This window comes from Helicobacter sp. T3_23-1059 (assembly GCF_053654515.1).
Genome location: NZ_JBSIUV010000020.1, coordinates 1 through 15,577, shown reverse-complemented (window position 1 = coordinate 15,577; position 15,577 = coordinate 1). Strand labels below are relative to the sequence as shown.

The window sequence follows — 15,577 nt, the reverse complement described above, 5'->3', positions numbered from 1 at the left end:
TGAACATTAAAAATTAAAATAAGGCAAAAAATGAAAAATCACATAAACATTAAGCAAAATCTAGCAAATTTTCAACTTGTATCTTTTGGTAGGGTTGATTATGTAATCGCGCTGATTTTGGTGATAATCACGGCTTTTTTATGTGTGGGGAAAATGGATAGCGGGCATAATTGGGGTGGGGATTTTAGCGGATATATCGCACAGGCAATCGCCCTAGTGCAAGGCACAACGGAGCAATACATAAGCGAAAATACGCTAATGATGGATAAGTGCGATTGGCTTTATGGTCCTTATGCGTATCCGTGGGGGTTTCCGCTATTTATTGCGATTATTTATAAAATCTTTGGTTTTAATCTAGTCGCTTTTAAGGCGATAAATATTGTTTGCTACGCTATTTTTGTGGGGATTTTTTATATTTTTTGCGCAAAGAGATTGCTTAGAATCTACGCGCTGATTGCTACGCTATTTTTTGCGATAAATCCCTCTATGACGGGGTTTGTAGCAAATAATGTGCTAAGTGATGTGTCATTTTTGCTATTTGGATTTGTCGCGCTTGTCATTTTGGCAAAGTTGTTTTGCGATTTTGGGCATTCTTCCTCCATTGCAGAGGGGGATAAAGGGGGTGGGTGTAACACACAAAAAAATAATGACGCAAAATTTAACAATAACAATTCTACCCACCCCCTAACCCACTCCGCAATGGAGGGGGAATTTCACGGCTTGTGTATCGCTATTTTTGGTGGGGTTTTTATGCTTTTTGCAAGTCTTATTCGTATGAATGGTTTTGTGATTTTGTGTGTGTTGATAACAATGCAGGGGATACTTTTAGCAAATCAATTTGCGCCACAAATCTTTAAAATCCGCGCATTGCAGTTTTTGGAGCGCGTGCATTCGCCATACCCACCGCATATTCACGCCATTCCTTATATCATTTTTGCGATTGGATTTTTAGTCGTTGCCCTCCATCTCTCAAGCGGTGGTAGCGGGCATTTTAGCGAGATTGCAAACACAAATGCAAAAATCATTTTTCATCATATTGGGTATTATGTAAAGACTTTTGGTGATTTTTTTGTCGCAGAAAAAGCGCATAAATTTTTACGAATTTTTATTCTTTTAAGTGTGCCGCTAATTTATCTTGGGATTAGAGAGAATCTAAAGGGGGCAAATGCTAGTGAGAATATTTTTTATGTAGTTTTTGTATGTGGGTTTATGCTGCTTTTACTCTTGTGGATAGGCACTCAAGGGATTCGCTTTGTGTATTTGGTGCTACCTTTTGCTGTGTTTTGGGGCGCAAAAGGGCTAATTTACCTAAATGGTAAAAAGGCATTATTTGGGCGAATTATGAGTGTGCTTTTGGCTTTTGTGCTGGCATATTTTGCATTTGGTGCAAAAAACATTAGCTTTACACACAAAGTTTCTACCTCTGGGGCATATACAAAGGAAGCGCGTGAAGTATGGGATTTTATCAAGCAACATACGCCACAAGAAGCGGTGATTTTATTTCACAAACCGCGTGTCCTGTATCTAAACACGGGCAGAATCGCCTTTGCAAGTAATAATATCGCTAGATTTGATGAGGTGGATTTTGTGCTGTGGGAGGTTAGCTTGTGGGAGGGCTATGGTGGGATAAACATAGATTCAAGCGATTTTATAGAGCGCACAAATCTCATTTTTCAAAACGCACAATTTAGGCTTTTTAGAGTAAAAAAATGATTTACGCCTAACATTTTGTCTAAAAAACGCGACAAAAATTGCCTTTGTAAAATCGATTTTGCAAAAAATATCGCGCCTGTGTCGTGCTACTAAAATAGCGGGCAAAATAGCACAAAAAACTATGTAGCTAGAGAGGCTATGTATCGGCGGAGGATTTCACACGCTGCGAGAGAATCTAGCCTGCCATCTTTGCTTGCTTTTTTTCGGGTAGATTTTGTGGCGTGAGATAAATTTTCTAAGGCGAATTGTGAGCTAAAACTCTCATCTACAAAGACTACTTCGCAGCTCAAACTAGCACAATCTAGCAAGGATATAAAATGCTTTATGCGCGTGGAGGTGGGATTTTGGCTAAGTGTGGTGTCGTTTGGGCTAGCATTTTGTTTGTCTTGTATGTCCTCTGGCAAACCTACGATTAGCCTTTTTGCACCGCGCTTTTGTAGTATTTTGCGCAAGTCTTGTGCGGCTTGGTTGCGATTTTTGCGAAATATCGGCTCTAGGGGCAAGATAATGCCCTCTATAATGGTAGCAAGCCCTATGCGCTTTAGTCCTATATCACAGGCGATGATTGGGGATTGATTGTGGTTTTGGCTAAGATTTTGCATTCATAGAATCTTTTTGTGGCGTTACAAAGTTATTAAATGCGTTTTCATAGCAAAACTACTCGTCCATTTACGCGTGAGATGATCCCCTCTAGCTCTAGGGATAAAATCTCTTCGCCATAGCGTAAATACGCCTCTTCAAAGCTGGGATTGTTTTTGCAAAAATCTAAAATAGCATCACTAGAGTTTGGGCTAGAGATTTGACTAGAGTTTTGTTGTGATGCGTCTTGGGAGATAAGATTGGTGGTAGATTCTGTGTTTTTGGTTTGGTTTGCATGGGGGGCAATGCTAGATTTTAGTCCTACGCACTCTAGGAATGATTCTATGCTAAAAATGGCTTGTGCTTTGTTTTTTATGAGTAAATCTTGTGTGCCGAGTGATTCGCCGATACGATGGGATAGGACAAAGAGGGGTTTTTTTGATTCTATGGCGAGATTTGCGGAGTAGAGAGAGCCACTTGCCCTATCTGCTTGAGGGATTATCACTATGTCGCTAATGCCAATAACAAGGCGATTTCTGTGCAAAAATTCGTATCGTTTTGGATGGGGATTGTTTTCGTATTCGCTGATTATTAGTCCGTTTGTGGCGATTTGGCGGATAATATTTGCATTATTTGCAGGATATATCGTATCAAGGCTAGAAGGAGAAAACATAATCGTGCGCGGAAGTGCTGCGCTATGGGCGATAATATCCACTCCCAAAGCACCTCCGCTTACCACCACTCCGCCTGCGCGAATGATAGATTTTGCAAGGTTTGCTGTTTGGATTTGTGCGTATTGGTTTGGCTTCCTAGAGCCGATGATAGCGACTTTTGGGGTAAAATCTAGCAGGGATTTATCCCCTGTGAAAAATAGCTTTTGGGGAGGGTTTTTTAAGCTAAGAAATTCGTTTGGAATATCTAACAAAAAGCTAGAAAAATGGCTTTGCATTTGGTGGCTAAAATCCCTCTATTGATATGCTTTGTGAGCTAAAAGAGTGCGCACCTTTTGGTTGCTGACATTTGCCATTTTGCCATTTGCCACCCGCGTCTTTACACATTGAGACGTTTAAGAAATGTTGGTTATTTTTTTGGCTTTTTTCATACTCGCGTGCGCTCACGCTCATATCGCCACCATTTGCACAGCCTGAGACAAACGCTTCTAGCTCATTGCCTGAGCAGATAGAGCTGGGCTTTGATTTTGGTGGTGTGGGTGGGGTGTAGCGTCTTTGTGGTGTTTGTGTATTGGCAATACTTGGTGGATTTTGGTTTTGGGCTAGGTGTGGTTTAGTGGGTTTGGGGGTGGGCTTTTGGGGATTTTGGGTGGGGAAAGATTTTTGTAAAGCTATGTTTTGAGTAGTGTTAGTCGGGCTTGTTTGCGTGCTTAGAATGCCTGCTTGGGATTTTATGGAATTATCTTTTGTGGATTTGTTGTATTTTGCCATTTGGGCTACTTCTGATTCTTTAGCGGGGGTTTGGCTAAAGCCAGCTTGTTTGGCGACACTAGGAGAGGCATTAGCGGGGGTTATTTGGGGGTTAGTTTTTTCTCTTTTGCTCTCTATAAACATTGTGTTGTCTATGTTTGCATAGCGAGAATCAGGGATACCCTCAAATAGTTTTGGGTTGATTTTAGATTTTGTTTTGTCATCTAGGGCGATTTGGAGTCGCGGGCGATGTTGTTTGGCTATGGGCAAATCCTTTACATAGACTAGATTTACTTCATTTAAAATCGTAGATTTTGCCTCTTTTAGCGCACGAAAAGTCGCAGAATGCGGGTGGCAAATCGCTATGGCATAGCCTTTTTGCTTGGCAGTTTCTATGGCTTGGCTTATTTGGTAGTTTATGTATGAGACAGATTGCTCATTATCCAAAAACACATCTCGACTTAGCAGGGGTCTTTTGCTTTCTTCATAGATTCTAGGGGCTTGGGTATTGGCACTCGTGCGAGAATCCACAAAATCAATCCCATACAAATCCATCACATAAAGCAGTCGCTGCATATCTCTAAAACTAGAGCTAAACTTGCTGCCCGTGTGGTTGTTGATATATTCTAGCTTGGGGAAATCTTTTTTGATTTTGGCGATGATTTCTTGGATTTTGCTTATGTCCATATTTACGCGCATCCATTCAAATTTAGGACTTTGGGCATTCATCGCTTCTAGTGGCAAATGCACCATATAAAATTCACTTTTTGCAGCAAGCCTCGCAGTCTCGGGAGAATAATAGCTTACAGGGAAAAATGAAGGTGTGATTTTTAGCCCTAGTTTTTGAAGCTCATCAAATTGTTTAGGATAGGCTATGTCGTCCATTATGATAGCAAGGTAGGGTTTTTTGCTAAAAGCATTTGTCGCGCCACTGACTTTGTCGCTGATAAATTTTTGCCCTTTTTCAAAAAGATTTCCCCAGCTAGATTCTTTAGAATCTGTTTGGGCTTGTTTTTGGACTTTTGCTTTTTCTCGGCTAGTTGCGGTGTCTTCTTCATAAATTTTATACGAATATAGCCCGATACCAGCCATCAGTAGCACGATAAGAATCGTGCTTATTTTTTTGCCAAATATACGCATCTCAAACCTCCAAAGTTCGCCTTTATGGATTATTTGTTGTCTAAAATGATTTCTACTTCAAGTGTGCTAATGTCTTGGTTAGAATCGGCTTTGATAGAGATATTATCGGTGTTTGTGTATTTTTTGACTACGGCTAAAATCTCTTGCTTCATTTGCTCGATGTAGGGGATTTTGGCGGTGCGCTCGTGGGCTAGGATAAACTGCAATCTATCTGTGGCGACTTTCGCGCTATTGTCTCTATTGGTAAAGTAACTTATGATGCCCATTGTCTATCCCTTTTGCTTAGTTTTTGTTTGATTTGTCTTTTTTTGCTTGTTGTGTGGGGTTATTTAAAAATCCTGCCAAGTGATTTTAAAAACCCACCGCTAGATTTAAACTCTACAAAATCCACTTCTTCGCCTAGCACTCTAGCGACTATGCGCTTGTAGCATTCCCCGCTTATGCTATTTTTGTCATAGATGACAGGTTCGCCTTTGTTGGTAGCAGTTACTACTTTGTCATCTTCGGGGATAAGCCCGATAAGCTCGATGGCAAGGGTTTTTATCACATCTTGCGTGCTTATCATTTTGCCAGATTCTACTAGCTCGGGCTTTATGCGGTTTATGATAAGGTGGATAGGGATTTTTACGCCCTCGCTTGCTTTGTAAGATTTTGCGTTGATAAGCCCTATGACTCTATCGCTATCCCTCACAGAGCTTACCTCAGGGGTAACCACCACTAGCACTCTATCTGCCCAAAAAATCGAATGCTCAAACCCCCCCTCAATCCCCGCAGGAGAATCTAGCAAGATAAAATCAAAACTTTGCTTTAGCTCTTCGATAAGTGTTTGGACTTTGGCTTTGTCTAGGATATTTTTGTCTTTGCTTTGACTTGCGGGGAGGAAGTGTAGGGTTGGTGTTTTTTTGTCTTGGATAAGGGCTTGGGATAGTTTGCATTTCCCCTCCATCACATCGATGACATCATAGACTATGCGATTTTCTAGCCCCAAAATCATATCTAAGTTTCGCAGTCCTATATCAAAATCTACTGCTACGACTTTTTGTCCCATCTGGGCAAGCCCTACTGCGATATTTGCCGTAGCAGTAGATTTGCCTACGCCTCCCTTACCAGAAGTAATCGTTATGACTTCAGACATTTATGCACCTCTTTTATGTTGTTAGTTTGTGGAGTTGTTTGGTTTAAAGCAAGTTATATTCCGTTTGTTTGAGTGTCTATTTTGGTCGTATCCTGTGTGGGATTTGCGCTAGAATCGATATTTGCAGGGGCGTTATCTTGCGATTTGTTTGGCAGGACTTGCTTTTTTTGATTGTTTTTATCGTTTTTTTGATTTGCAAAATCTGCAAACTCAAATCTCACACTAGAGCCAAGCGAAAATATAGCATTACCACGCTTAGAGTTGGCTTTATATGAGTGATTTTGTGCATTTTGTGCTAGATTTTGGGAGTTTTGCGCGCTTTTTTCATCTTGTGGTGTGCCATCTTGTGCCACATTTTGTGCTAAATCTTGTTGCACATCGTTAGCCTGTTCTAAATCCTGCCCATTGATATTTTTGTCAAAATCCTCCACAATAAACACTACTTCATAATCCTCATTTCTTTTTTTACTAGATTTTGCTTGCGTGGTGGATTTTGCGTTGTTTGCTTGCTCTTTAGCTTTTAGGTGGATTTGGACTTTTGGCAATATGATTGGCGATGGATTTGGTTTTGGCTCGCTTGTTTGCGTTGTCGCAATTTCGCCTACACTAAATGATAAAAATCTAGGTTTATTTGCCTCATAATCCCACCCTCCGCATTTATAGGCGTCTTTTGGATTTTGCCTAGCTAGGCTATCACAGGATTGCATAATGGTTTTTTTTGTCTCTATCTCAAATGCTGCTAGGTAATACTCTCCTGCCTCTAGCTCCACCACCTCATCTCTAGGAGCGCGAAACGATGAAGTCCCAAATGCACGAAAAAACGCATTTGCACCGCCAATGGCTTTGCATTTGTGTGGGGTGGCAGTAGTTTTTGTGGTAGAAGTTTTTGTGCTAGATTTTGTGGTTTGGGATTGTGCGGGGGATTTTGGAGAATCTATCGTGGTGTTGGCATCTTGTAAATCTATATTATCAGCTAAATTTGCGCTAGATTCCAAATTAGATTCTAAGTTAGATTCTAGTTTGCACCAATATGATAGGACGGATTTTTGTTTTTTGTATCCATCGGTGTAGCTAGAGATATTTAGGATTACTTTAGTGAGGTTTTTTTGCGTGGAGTTTGTTTGAGTGAGGGTTGTTTGGTTTTTGTCTTTTGTGGCACAGCCACTGCTAAAAGCCACTATAAAAGCCGCCACCAAAACAGAGTAAAATCTACCAAAACTACCAAATCTATGCAAAAAAACTCCTTAACATTTTGGACATCAACATCAAATGCAAAATATTATGCAAAACAAAAAAAGATTGTATCTAAATCTGTGTAAATCAAAAAATCTAAAACGACAAGAATACCACATAAAAATGCCCATAAAGCACAAAATCTAAAATCCTAGCAACAGCACTTCATAAAATCCCCGCACCTCATCATCGCTTAGATTTAGGCTACTTTGCGTGCTAAAAAAATCTTTGATTTTGCTTTTTTGTGTGTGCAATCCATTGGCACAATGCCTATGTGCAGGCAAAAACGAGCGCACAAGGGCTATGTCCTCGCCCAGCTTTTCGCCACATAAAAAACATTGGTTATGGTGGGTTTGGTTTGGATTTCGCCCCTCTTTTTGGAGGATTTGGCAGTAGGCTTCTATCATCACGCGCATAGGGTTTTGTCGCTCTAGCTTGTGTGCTGCCTCATCTAAAATCTCCATATAAAACCCCTCAACCTCAAAAATATCTTGCAAATGTTTGTGAAGTAGCCCGATAAATCTCTGCCACACATACACGCGATCTAGCTCCCTCTCCCAGAGAAATCCTAAGTGCATAACGCTACGAAGTTTTGGCATAAAAAGCCCATTTGATTCTTGGACAAAGTCGATTCTATGCCCAAGATGAATGGCTGAATGCCTCGCACCATAGAATCGATATAGCGTTTTTATGGCAGAATCAGTAAGGATATAGACGATTAAGTCTTCTCCTTTTTGCTTTTGTGTGTGTAAAATATAGCCTTGCACTTTGCGCCCTAGTGCTTAAAATCATCGTTTTTTGTGTTTTGGCGTTTGTGCCTACACTGCTTATACTCCGTTTAGAAATAGCACGATAAACATTATGACGATTAAAATCCCGCCGATGACATAAAGCATAACCGCGTCATCGCCTTTTTTGATTTCACTCTCATCTTTTAAATCTAGCTTTACATTTTTTTCTTTGATTCTTGGGACATTGATTTTGCTAGGTTTTTCAGCCATTTCACACTCCTTTGTTTCGTTGTATCAACGATTTTTTGCTATAAACGCCTATTTAGGGCTTTGCTTGGTGGGCTTTTGTCTTTCTTAGCCGCCACTTAGTCGCAATCAAAGCGCAATGAAATAGGCTAGATTGTAGCATATTTTGCTAAATAGATTTTAGATTGTTTGTAGTGGCTCTAATGCCTTTGTTATATCAATGTGGCAGTAGCCATTGGGGTTTTTTGCGAGGTATTTTTGGTGGTAGGATTCTGCGGGTGTGAAGTTGGCTAAAGGCAGGACTTCGGTGGCGATTTGCAAAGGCGTTGTCAAAGGGGGCGTTGTCAAAGGGGAAATTCTCAAAGAGGCTTTTAGGGCGATTTGTGGAGCGATCTTGCTAGCGATAAATTCTTTTGCACGCGCTAAAATGCGCTCATCTAGCGCGTAGATTCCGCTACGATATTGCGTGCCTATGTCGTTGCCCTGTCTATTTATGCTTGTGGGATTTATGATACTAAAAAACCTCGCAAGCAGAGAATGTAAAGGCAAAATCCCCTCATCAAAGTCAATCTCCACTGCTTCTACCGCGCCACTTAGCCCGCTACACACCACTTCATAGCTTAATTTTTGGCTTGGATTCTTAGTGTATTGCGGGAGCGCGTTTGCATAGCCCACTTGAGAATCAAGCACGCCTTTGATTAAATCAAAATACGCCTGCACACCCCAAAAGCACCCGCCCGCTAGATAGATTCGCATTATTTGAGCTTTTTTGCTTGGGATTTGCTTTGTGCTTTTGCTTGTTCTTTGCGCACTTGCGTGATTGGCTTGCCTCCTAGCCCGTAGTCATCGGTGTGGATTTCATCGATTATTACCACGGTGCTAGATTTGTTTTTGCCTAGCACTTGGGCTAGCAAATCCGTTACACCCTCGATGAGACGAGCTTTTTGCTCTTTTGTGGGTTCTCCGTTTTCTTTTGTGATACGAATATTGACAAATGGCATTTATGCCTCCTTAAGTCATTAAAAATCAGCTAAAACCAAAATGCGTAAAAGTGAAATAAAGTCGTGGTAAAAAGTAGTATGAAGTAAAAAGTGGTAAAAGCTAAAATCCCCCCTCCAAAGCCTCAAAATCTATAAAACCAAAAGAGGCTATTTTTTTCTAGGAGGGCATTTGCATTCTAGCTTTTTGCCGTTGTTATCTAGCTCTGGGTGTAGCTCTACGGATTCTTTGATATTGTAGAGATAGACAAGGTTGTTGTAGCATACTGCGGTTACATTTTTGCGCTTAGTTGGGGTTTTGCAGACATTGCCTTTGCCTTGTTTTAGCATATTTGCGACTTTATACATTGTGAGGTCTTCATCTGCGATTGCCAATGTGCTAAACGCGCTAGTAGTAAGCGTAGCTGCTAGTAAGATTTTCATCATTTTCATTTTGTCTCCTTTGTTTTTGTTTGTTTGTGAGTTTTGTGTTTGGATTCTAGGGAAGTATCATAGCATAAATTGCTTTATAAGTTGGTTAATGTGGATTTATGTTTTTTGTGGCTTTTTGCGCGTAAAGATTCCAAAATCTATGCGATTTATCACGCACACGCTCCCCACTGCTAGCACACCACCTACAATCGTGTAATACTGCGGAATCTCGCCCAATATAAAATACGCAAAAATCAGCGCAAACACAGGCGTTAGTAGCGCGTAAATCCCACCTTGAGTAACGCCTAGCACAAATAGCCCGTGATAAAACACACTCGTAGAAAACACCGTGCAAAACAAAGCCGCTGTGATAATGCTAACCCAAAAGATAAAATCTGCCTCTAAGATTTTGCTAAATCCGCTAACCCCGCTAGAATCTAGCATAAAAAGTGATGGCAAAAAAGCAAGCGCGCTAATAATGCAAATATAAAAATTTACGCAAAGCGGGTTTAGATTCTCACTTGCTAGGCGAGAGCCTATCATCACAAATGCCCAGCCAAGCGAGGCAAAAAGATAGATGGCATTAAAAGGGTGGAAAATCGCGCTTATGTCGCCAAAAAGATTTGTGAGAAACGCACCTGCTAATATGCCAAGTGCTAGCCCCCATTTTTCACGCCTTAGTAGGCTTTGCTTCCTCCACACACTCCATAAAAACGCCGCGATAATGGGAGGCAACACTTCGGTAATCACCCCCGCACTACCCGCATCGCCAAACTCCATACCCGCATACATAGCATAAGAGTAAGCAATATGAAAAAGCGAGGTAAAAGCTAGCGGGGCGTAGGCTTTGGGAGGGATTTTAAAAGATATTTTTAGGACAAAAAAAAGCGGGATAAAACAAATAGAAACGATAAGAAATCTAACGCAGGCAACTTGCGCGGGGGAGGCATACTCTAAAAGCACTTTGGATAATGCCCACACAAGCCCCCAGCCCATCATTGCTAGCACTAGCAAGATTTTGATACCAAATGTGTTTTTAACTTTTGCAAACATTAGACTTATGCTCCTTAGGGGATTTTTGTGGTTTGGTGTTTTTAGATTTTTTTGTAAAAATTTTGCATTTTTTGCAGAGGTGAATTATAGTATTTTCTTAAAAATAGTGGTATTGGGAGTGTGGTTTTGTTTTGTTGATTTGTCTTTGCTTTGAGGTTAGATTTTGTTGTGTGGATTCTTATCATACTTTAGCAAGCAAAGTATCCAAATTTTTAAATGTTGCATTATGTTAAAAGGTGGCGTTTTTGCAGAATGTGTTTTTTAAATGCTTCGGGCTTAGCCTTTTAGTATGACAAAACAATAAAACTTAAGGCTCAATTAAATAAATAGCGTTATTTCATCATTGATTTTTATTGCTAAAATCTTGCTAGATTTTGTGCTATGCAAAATCTAAAAACGATTTTTTGTCGCTTGAAAATATTTTCAAAATCCTAAGTAATATGTTGCCAAATCCGTTTGGCGCGAATGGCAAGAATGTAAAAAAATGGCGTATTTGCAAGGCTTACAATAGTCTTAATACAATAATCCGCCAATGCCATTTGTAGCGATTCTCCCACGCTTTGCACAGCCCAAAAAGCCACGCAAAAAAACACCATCGTATCGATAAATTGCGCGCTTAGTGTCGAGCCTCCATTTCGTAGCCACCAATGCTTTGGCGCGTAAGTCTTAAGCGCGTAAAAAATCGCCACATCAAGTGGTTGGGATACGCAAAAAGCGATGATTGAAGCAAAGGCGATTTGCGGGGTGGAGGCAAAATATGAGGGATAAAAAGCTATCAAAAGTCCCAAAAATAGCACTTTTATCACTTCTTGTTTGCCGTATTTTTCGCTCAAAATATCAAGCAACAAAAAGCTAAAAGGATAAGTTAGCGCACCAAAAGTGAGTGGCGTAGAGCCTATCTTAAACTGCACGGTGTAGTTTGCGATGATGATTATGCTACTTAAAAGTAGCGAGCTAATAAGCATTACTTTTAATGGCATTTTGCTTGGCTTTTTTGGTAGCGTGTTTGGCGTTATCGTTGGGGTAGAATCGGTGGTTTTTGTGTCGGGGAGTTGTTGCATTTTGATTCCTTAAGTTTGATTTCATTTGTGATTTTGGATTTTTGCCTTTTTTTGATTCTTAAATGTTTTTTTGCGTTTTTTATTTTAATGATTTTATATGTTAGATTTTGCTTCATAGCACTTTTATTTGCGTCAAAATCCTAGCATTCACACTTGCGCAAAATCTGCTAGCATTTGTGGATAGATTTAGCCCTAGAAAATCTTTTTTATTTACAAAAGCATAGATTCTAAGCACGATAAATGCGTTGTGTGTTTGCTTTATGCTAAGCAGGGTTTTTTTCTTTTTTTCTAGTTTAGAGATAAATCTATCGCATTCTTTGCGAAAAGAGCTAGCATTAAAGATTTTGGAGCGGATTTTGTAAAATCCTTTTATGGCGTTTGTATCTTCGATTTTTATGTCATTTAGCGTGGTTTTATCTTGCGCGTCTTGTGTGGATTTTTCGTATTTTTCTAATTGTTTTTTCCATTCTTTGTAGCTTAAAATTATCGCTTCTTTTTTAGCAATTTTGCACTCATTTGGGCGAAGTCCTAGCTTTGCATACATTTCTAATGGCGAAAAATCCTCCATATATAGCTCAATCCCAAGCATAAAATACGAACGCTTTTGCATAGCCCAAACTTCCTAAATCAAAATATACAAAATCTAATCTTTGTTTTAGTTGATTGCCCCAATCGATAAAACGCGCATTTTATCGCAAAAAGCTAAATTTGTTTTGTTTGTTTTGTTTTGCGCGATGGATTTGCTTTGATTTTGCTAGATTTAAGCAAAAAATTAGGAATACTAGGCTAAAATCCCCCTCGTCTTTTTGCCAAAATATTTTATGATATTTGGGCATATTTCACACACGCTTATTCCTTATTTGCGTTGCGTTATAGAATCTAAAATCGCTATTTATCGCCATTTTATAGTATGGATTTTGGCATAGGATTCTAGCGTTAAAGAGCGTGGAGGACAAACCAATCTAAAGAGGAGAATTTACAATGGTAACGATGAAAGATTTGCTTGAATGCGGCGTGCATTTTGGGCATCAGACAAGGCGGTGGAATCCAAAGATGAAACCATTTATCTTTGGAGTGAGAAAAAATATCCACATTATCGACTTACAAAAAACTTTAAGATACTTTCGATACACTTACAATATCGTGCGAGAGGCAGCTTCGCAAGGCAAAGTGATAATGTTTGTAGGGACAAAAAGGCAGGCAAGCGATGCTATCAAAGAGGTAGCACAAAAAGTAAATGTCTCCTATGTGAATTATCGTTGGCTAGGCGGTATGCTAACCAATTTTAGCACGATTAAACGCTCCGTGAGAAAGCTAGAAATCATCGAAGAAATGGAATCTAGCGGACAAATCGATTTGCTAACCAAAAAAGAAAAACTAATGCTACTTCGCAAAAAAGAAAAACTAACACAATATCTAGGCGGTGTGCGACATCTAAAAAAAGCCCCTGATATGCTTTTTGTCATCGATGTGGTAAAAGAAAAAATCGCCGTAGCAGAAGCGCGCAGGCTAGGCATACCCGTAGTAGCACCGCTTGATACAAATTGCGACCCTGACAAAGTGGATTATCCAATCCCGGGGAATGATGATGCTATCCGCTCCATACAGCTTTTTTGTAAGGAAATGAGTGAGGCTATCATTGAGGGGCGCGAGATGAATGCGGATAATCTAAATGAAAATGATTTTGCAGAATCTAGTGAGCGAGTGCCAGCAAGCGATAAAGAAAAGCAAGAAGTCTTGCAAGAAGCAATGCAAGAATCAAACAAAGATTTAGAAAAAGGCTTAGAGAGGGAATCTAGCGTAGATAAAGCAAGAAGCACAAGAAATACAAGCGAGACAGATGAGGCAAAACCACGCGCTAGGACGCCTAGAGCCACTCGCACGCCAAGAGCGACAAAGGCACAACCTAGCAAGACGCAAGGGGACGAAAATGAGTGAGATTAGCGCACAGCTTGTAAAACAGCTAAGAGAAATGACAGATGCAGGAATGATGGACTGCAAAAAGGCTCTTGTAGAAGTAAATGGCGATTTGGAAAAGGCAGTAGAGTATCTGCGTGAAAAAGGCTTAAGCAAGGCGGCAAAAAAAGCCGATAGAGTAGCCGCGGAGGGTGTCATCTCTGTGGAAGTAGCAAAAGATTTTTCCAAAGCCACACTCGTAGAGATAAATAGCGAAACAGATTTTGTCGCTAAAAATGATAATTTCAAAGACTTAGTATCAAAGACAACTTCGCTTGCTTATCAAAATTCTGTGAATGATGTGCAAGATTTGCAACAACTGCAAGTGGATTGCGCTAACTTCGATGATTATCTAAAAAGTCAAATCGCAAAGATTGGCGAAAATATCATCGTCCGCAGGATCAAAAGCATAAATGCAGGCAAAAATACGCTTGTAAATGGATATGTGCATTTTAATGGGCGGGTAGGGGTGCTTATCAGCACGAAATTTGACAATAGTGCAAATACAGAAAAAATCGCCGAACTTGTGCGAAATCTATGTATGCACGCAGCGGCTATGAAGCCAACAGTGCTTGATTATACGGGATTTAGTGATGAGTTTTTGCAAAAAGAATGCGTAGCACTTGCAGCTGAAATAGAAAAAGAAAATGAGGAGCTAAAGCGACTTGGCAAGCCTCTAAAAAATGTGCCAGAGTATGTTTCACGCGCCCAGCTTAGCGATGATGTGCTAGCAAAACAAGAATCCAAACTAAAAGAAAATCTAGCCAAGCAGGGAAAGCCTGAAGCGATATGGGATAAGATTATCCCCGGGCAAATTGAGCGATTTATCTCGGATAATACGCTAATTGACCAAAGGCTGACTTTGTTAGGGCAGTTTTTTGTCCTAGATGACAAAAAAACCATAGCCCAAGTTTTGAGCGATAAGTCAAAAGAATGGAACGATAATATAAAAATCCTAGAATATGTGAGATTTGAGCTTGGCGAGGGGATAGAAAAAAAGGCTGAAAATTTCGCTGATGAAGTCGCTGCGCAGATGAAATAAACGCAATATAAAAACACATAAATAAAGGATAGCAAAAAAATATTGCAAAAAGATTTTGCAATCACGCTATAATAAAGGGAAATCTAGCATACTTTCGTTGCAAAACGGAGCAAAACAAGGGGTAAAAAATGGCAGTATTTGGTAAAGCAGGTGGGCTTTTGCAAGTCTTTGCACCAGAGTTTTTTGATAGTCTAAATCTAAATGAAAATCAAGCGCAAATCAAACCAAATAGCGTAAATGAAGAGCCTCCAAATGTATTTGAAGCATTGCAATATGTGTATCCATATATGCTAGAAGCACTCACGCCCAAAAGTCCTATCCACCAGCGAATCCTATCCACAAAGGGCGAGAGCAAAATCCAAATCACCAAAAATATCTATGCCATTGAACAAAGCTACCCCCTCAAGCTAGAATCTAAAGCGTTTTTTGAAAGCCATAAAGAATTTGTAGATTTTCAGCTGATTGTGCGTGGGCAGGAGTATTTTTTGATAGCCCCTAGTAGCGAATGCACCATTGAGGAAAAATACGATGCCGAGCGGGATTTGCTCGTGTATAAAACGCCCAATCATTGCTCCAAACTTTTTCTAAATGCAGGCACTTTGGCGGTATTTTTCCCGCAAGATGTCCACGCAGGTGGGCTTGGGCTAGAAGATTTTGGTGGTGCTACTGCCAAAAAAATCCCAGAAGTTTTTAAAACCGTCCTAAAAGTCCCGCTAGCTCTTTTTCCTTAAAACTTTTTCAAAACCAATTTGATTGCCTCTTTTTTAAACTCGTTTTTTTTTTTTTTGTTACAATCGCATTTGTCTTTTTGCGCTTTTTTGCATTATTTTTTGCTTTGTAGTATAGATAAAGCATCTG

16 protein-coding genes and 2 pseudogenes are annotated in these 15,577 nt (G+C 40.0%); 4 read left to right on the top strand and 14 right to left on the bottom strand.

All coding sequences use genetic code 11. From position 1 onward, the window contains the following. Window positions 1-30: 30 nt before the first annotated feature. Entirely contained in the window at window positions 31-1,713 is a 1,683-nt protein-coding gene (locus ACWIX0_RS07120) for a hypothetical protein (protein ID WP_454173160.1), read from the top strand. A 119-nt stretch (window positions 1,714-1,832) separates the two neighbouring features. Here ACWIX0_RS07120 and ACWIX0_RS07115 read toward each other — a convergent pair whose 3' ends face one another. The 14 genes and pseudogenes from ACWIX0_RS07115 to ACWIX0_RS07050 all read right to left on the bottom strand — a co-directional run bounded on the left by ACWIX0_RS07115 (window position 1,833) and on the right by ACWIX0_RS07050 (window position 12,331). Further along, entirely contained in the window at window positions 1,833-2,315 is a 483-nt protein-coding gene (locus ACWIX0_RS07115; RefSeq protein WP_454173158.1) for a RuvX/YqgF family protein, read from the bottom strand. A gap of 44 nt (window positions 2,316-2,359) precedes the next feature. Then, window positions 2,360-3,241: a DNA-processing protein DprA gene (locus ACWIX0_RS07110; protein ID WP_454173156.1), complete on the bottom strand. Its 882-nt coding sequence runs from the start codon at window positions 3,239-3,241 to the stop codon at window positions 2,360-2,362. A 7-nt stretch (window positions 3,242-3,248) separates the two neighbouring features. Then, a complete protein-coding gene (locus tag ACWIX0_RS07105) occupies window positions 3,249-4,853 on the bottom strand; it encodes a divergent polysaccharide deacetylase family protein (protein ID WP_454173154.1) in 1,605 nt (534 codons plus the stop codon). Window positions 4,854-4,882: 29 nt separating this feature from the next. Beyond that, on the bottom strand, window positions 4,883-5,119 hold the full coding sequence (minE, locus tag ACWIX0_RS07100) for a cell division topological specificity factor MinE (protein ID WP_454173152.1): 237 nt from the start codon (window positions 5,117-5,119) through the stop codon (window positions 4,883-4,885). Window positions 5,120-5,178: 59 nt separating this feature from the next. Next, window positions 5,179-5,988 carry a septum site-determining protein MinD gene (minD, locus tag ACWIX0_RS07095; protein WP_454173150.1) on the bottom strand — a complete coding sequence of 270 codons (810 nt, stop codon included), beginning with the start codon at window positions 5,986-5,988 and terminating at the stop codon, window positions 5,179-5,181. Window positions 5,989-6,041: 53 nt separating this feature from the next. Then, window positions 6,042-7,223 carry a hypothetical protein gene (locus ACWIX0_RS07090; RefSeq protein WP_454173148.1) on the bottom strand — a complete coding sequence of 394 codons (1,182 nt, stop codon included), beginning with the start codon at window positions 7,221-7,223 and terminating at the stop codon, window positions 6,042-6,044. A 141-nt stretch (window positions 7,224-7,364) separates the two neighbouring features. Then, window positions 7,365-7,988 carry a recombination protein RecO gene (gene recO / locus ACWIX0_RS07085; RefSeq protein WP_454173146.1) on the bottom strand — a complete coding sequence of 208 codons (624 nt, stop codon included), beginning with the start codon at window positions 7,986-7,988 and terminating at the stop codon, window positions 7,365-7,367. A 60-nt stretch (window positions 7,989-8,048) separates the two neighbouring features. Further along, window positions 8,049-8,222, bottom strand: a complete 174-nt coding sequence (locus ACWIX0_RS07080; RefSeq protein WP_454173144.1) for a hypothetical protein — start codon at window positions 8,220-8,222, stop codon at window positions 8,049-8,051. A 174-nt stretch (window positions 8,223-8,396) separates the two neighbouring features. Then, a pseudogene (gene msrA, locus ACWIX0_RS07075) lies at window positions 8,397-8,954 on the bottom strand (peptide-methionine (S)-S-oxide reductase MsrA); the annotation flags it as partial. Next, window positions 8,954-9,199, bottom strand: coding sequence for a 2-hydroxymuconate tautomerase family protein (locus ACWIX0_RS07070; RefSeq protein WP_454149707.1), 246 nt, complete (start codon window positions 9,197-9,199; stop codon window positions 8,954-8,956). The gene ACWIX0_RS07070 and the pseudogene msrA, both read right to left, overlap by 1 nt. Window positions 9,200-9,346: 147 nt before the next feature. Continuing rightward, entirely contained in the window at window positions 9,347-9,628 is a 282-nt protein-coding gene (locus tag ACWIX0_RS07065; protein WP_454173142.1) for a hypothetical protein, read from the bottom strand. Between the two features lie 96 nt (window positions 9,629-9,724). Beyond that, the gene (locus ACWIX0_RS07060) at window positions 9,725-10,660 is read right to left on the bottom strand and encodes a DMT family transporter (protein ID WP_454173140.1); all 936 of its coding nucleotides are present in this window, start codon (window positions 10,658-10,660) and stop codon (window positions 9,725-9,727) included. Window positions 10,661-11,091: 431 nt separating this feature from the next. After that, entirely contained in the window at window positions 11,092-11,721 is a 630-nt protein-coding gene (locus ACWIX0_RS07055; protein WP_454173138.1) for a queuosine precursor transporter, read from the bottom strand. A 112-nt stretch (window positions 11,722-11,833) separates the two neighbouring features. Then, window positions 11,834-12,331 (bottom strand): DUF4279 domain-containing protein, encoded by a 498-nt coding sequence (locus tag ACWIX0_RS07050; protein ID WP_454173136.1) that lies wholly within the window; start codon window positions 12,329-12,331, stop codon window positions 11,834-11,836. A 371-nt stretch (window positions 12,332-12,702) separates the two neighbouring features. Between ACWIX0_RS07050 and rpsB the strand changes: the two are divergent. The 3 genes and pseudogenes from rpsB to ACWIX0_RS07035 all read left to right on the top strand — a co-directional run. Further along, window positions 12,703-13,500, top strand: a pseudogene (rpsB, locus tag ACWIX0_RS07045) (30S ribosomal protein S2); the annotation flags it as partial. Window positions 13,501-13,651: 151 nt separating this feature from the next. Next, a complete protein-coding gene (tsf, locus tag ACWIX0_RS07040) occupies window positions 13,652-14,719 on the top strand; it encodes a translation elongation factor Ts (RefSeq protein ID WP_454173214.1) in 1,068 nt (355 codons plus the stop codon). 128 nt (window positions 14,720-14,847) lie between these two features. Beyond that, window positions 14,848-15,450: a YhcH/YjgK/YiaL family protein gene (locus tag ACWIX0_RS07035; protein ID WP_454173134.1), complete on the top strand. Its 603-nt coding sequence runs from the start codon at window positions 14,848-14,850 to the stop codon at window positions 15,448-15,450. The last annotated feature ends 127 nt before the right edge of the window (window positions 15,451-15,577 follow it).

Coding starts and splice junctions, on each gene's coding strand:
- ACWIX0_RS07070 (WP_454149707.1), bottom strand. CDS start 9,199: ATGCCATTTGTCAATATTCGTATCACAAAAGAAAACGGAGAACCCACA.
- ACWIX0_RS07055 (WP_454173138.1), bottom strand. CDS start 11,721: ATGCAACAACTCCCCGACACAAAAACCACCGATTCTACCCCAACGATA.
- minD (WP_454173150.1), bottom strand. CDS start 5,988: ATGTCTGAAGTCATAACGATTACTTCTGGTAAGGGAGGCGTAGGCAAA.
- minE (WP_454173152.1), bottom strand. CDS start 5,119: ATGGGCATCATAAGTTACTTTACCAATAGAGACAATAGCGCGAAAGTC.
- ACWIX0_RS07050 (WP_454173136.1), bottom strand. CDS start 12,331: ATGCAAAAGCGTTCGTATTTTATGCTTGGGATTGAGCTATATATGGAG.
- ACWIX0_RS07115 (WP_454173158.1), bottom strand. CDS start 2,315: ATGCAAAATCTTAGCCAAAACCACAATCAATCCCCAATCATCGCCTGT.
- tsf (WP_454173214.1), top strand. CDS start 13,652: ATGAGTGAGATTAGCGCACAGCTTGTAAAACAGCTAAGAGAAATGACA.
- ACWIX0_RS07035 (WP_454173134.1), top strand. CDS start 14,848: ATGGCAGTATTTGGTAAAGCAGGTGGGCTTTTGCAAGTCTTTGCACCA.
- ACWIX0_RS07120 (WP_454173160.1), top strand. CDS start 31: ATGAAAAATCACATAAACATTAAGCAAAATCTAGCAAATTTTCAACTT.
- ACWIX0_RS07065 (WP_454173142.1), bottom strand. CDS start 9,628: ATGAAAATGATGAAAATCTTACTAGCAGCTACGCTTACTACTAGCGCG.
- ACWIX0_RS07060 (WP_454173140.1), bottom strand. CDS start 10,660: ATGTTTGCAAAAGTTAAAAACACATTTGGTATCAAAATCTTGCTAGTG.
- ACWIX0_RS07105 (WP_454173154.1), bottom strand. CDS start 4,853: ATGCGTATATTTGGCAAAAAAATAAGCACGATTCTTATCGTGCTACTG.
- ACWIX0_RS07080 (WP_454173144.1), bottom strand. CDS start 8,222: ATGGCTGAAAAACCTAGCAAAATCAATGTCCCAAGAATCAAAGAAAAA.
- ACWIX0_RS07110 (WP_454173156.1), bottom strand. CDS start 3,241: ATGCAAAGCCATTTTTCTAGCTTTTTGTTAGATATTCCAAACGAATTT.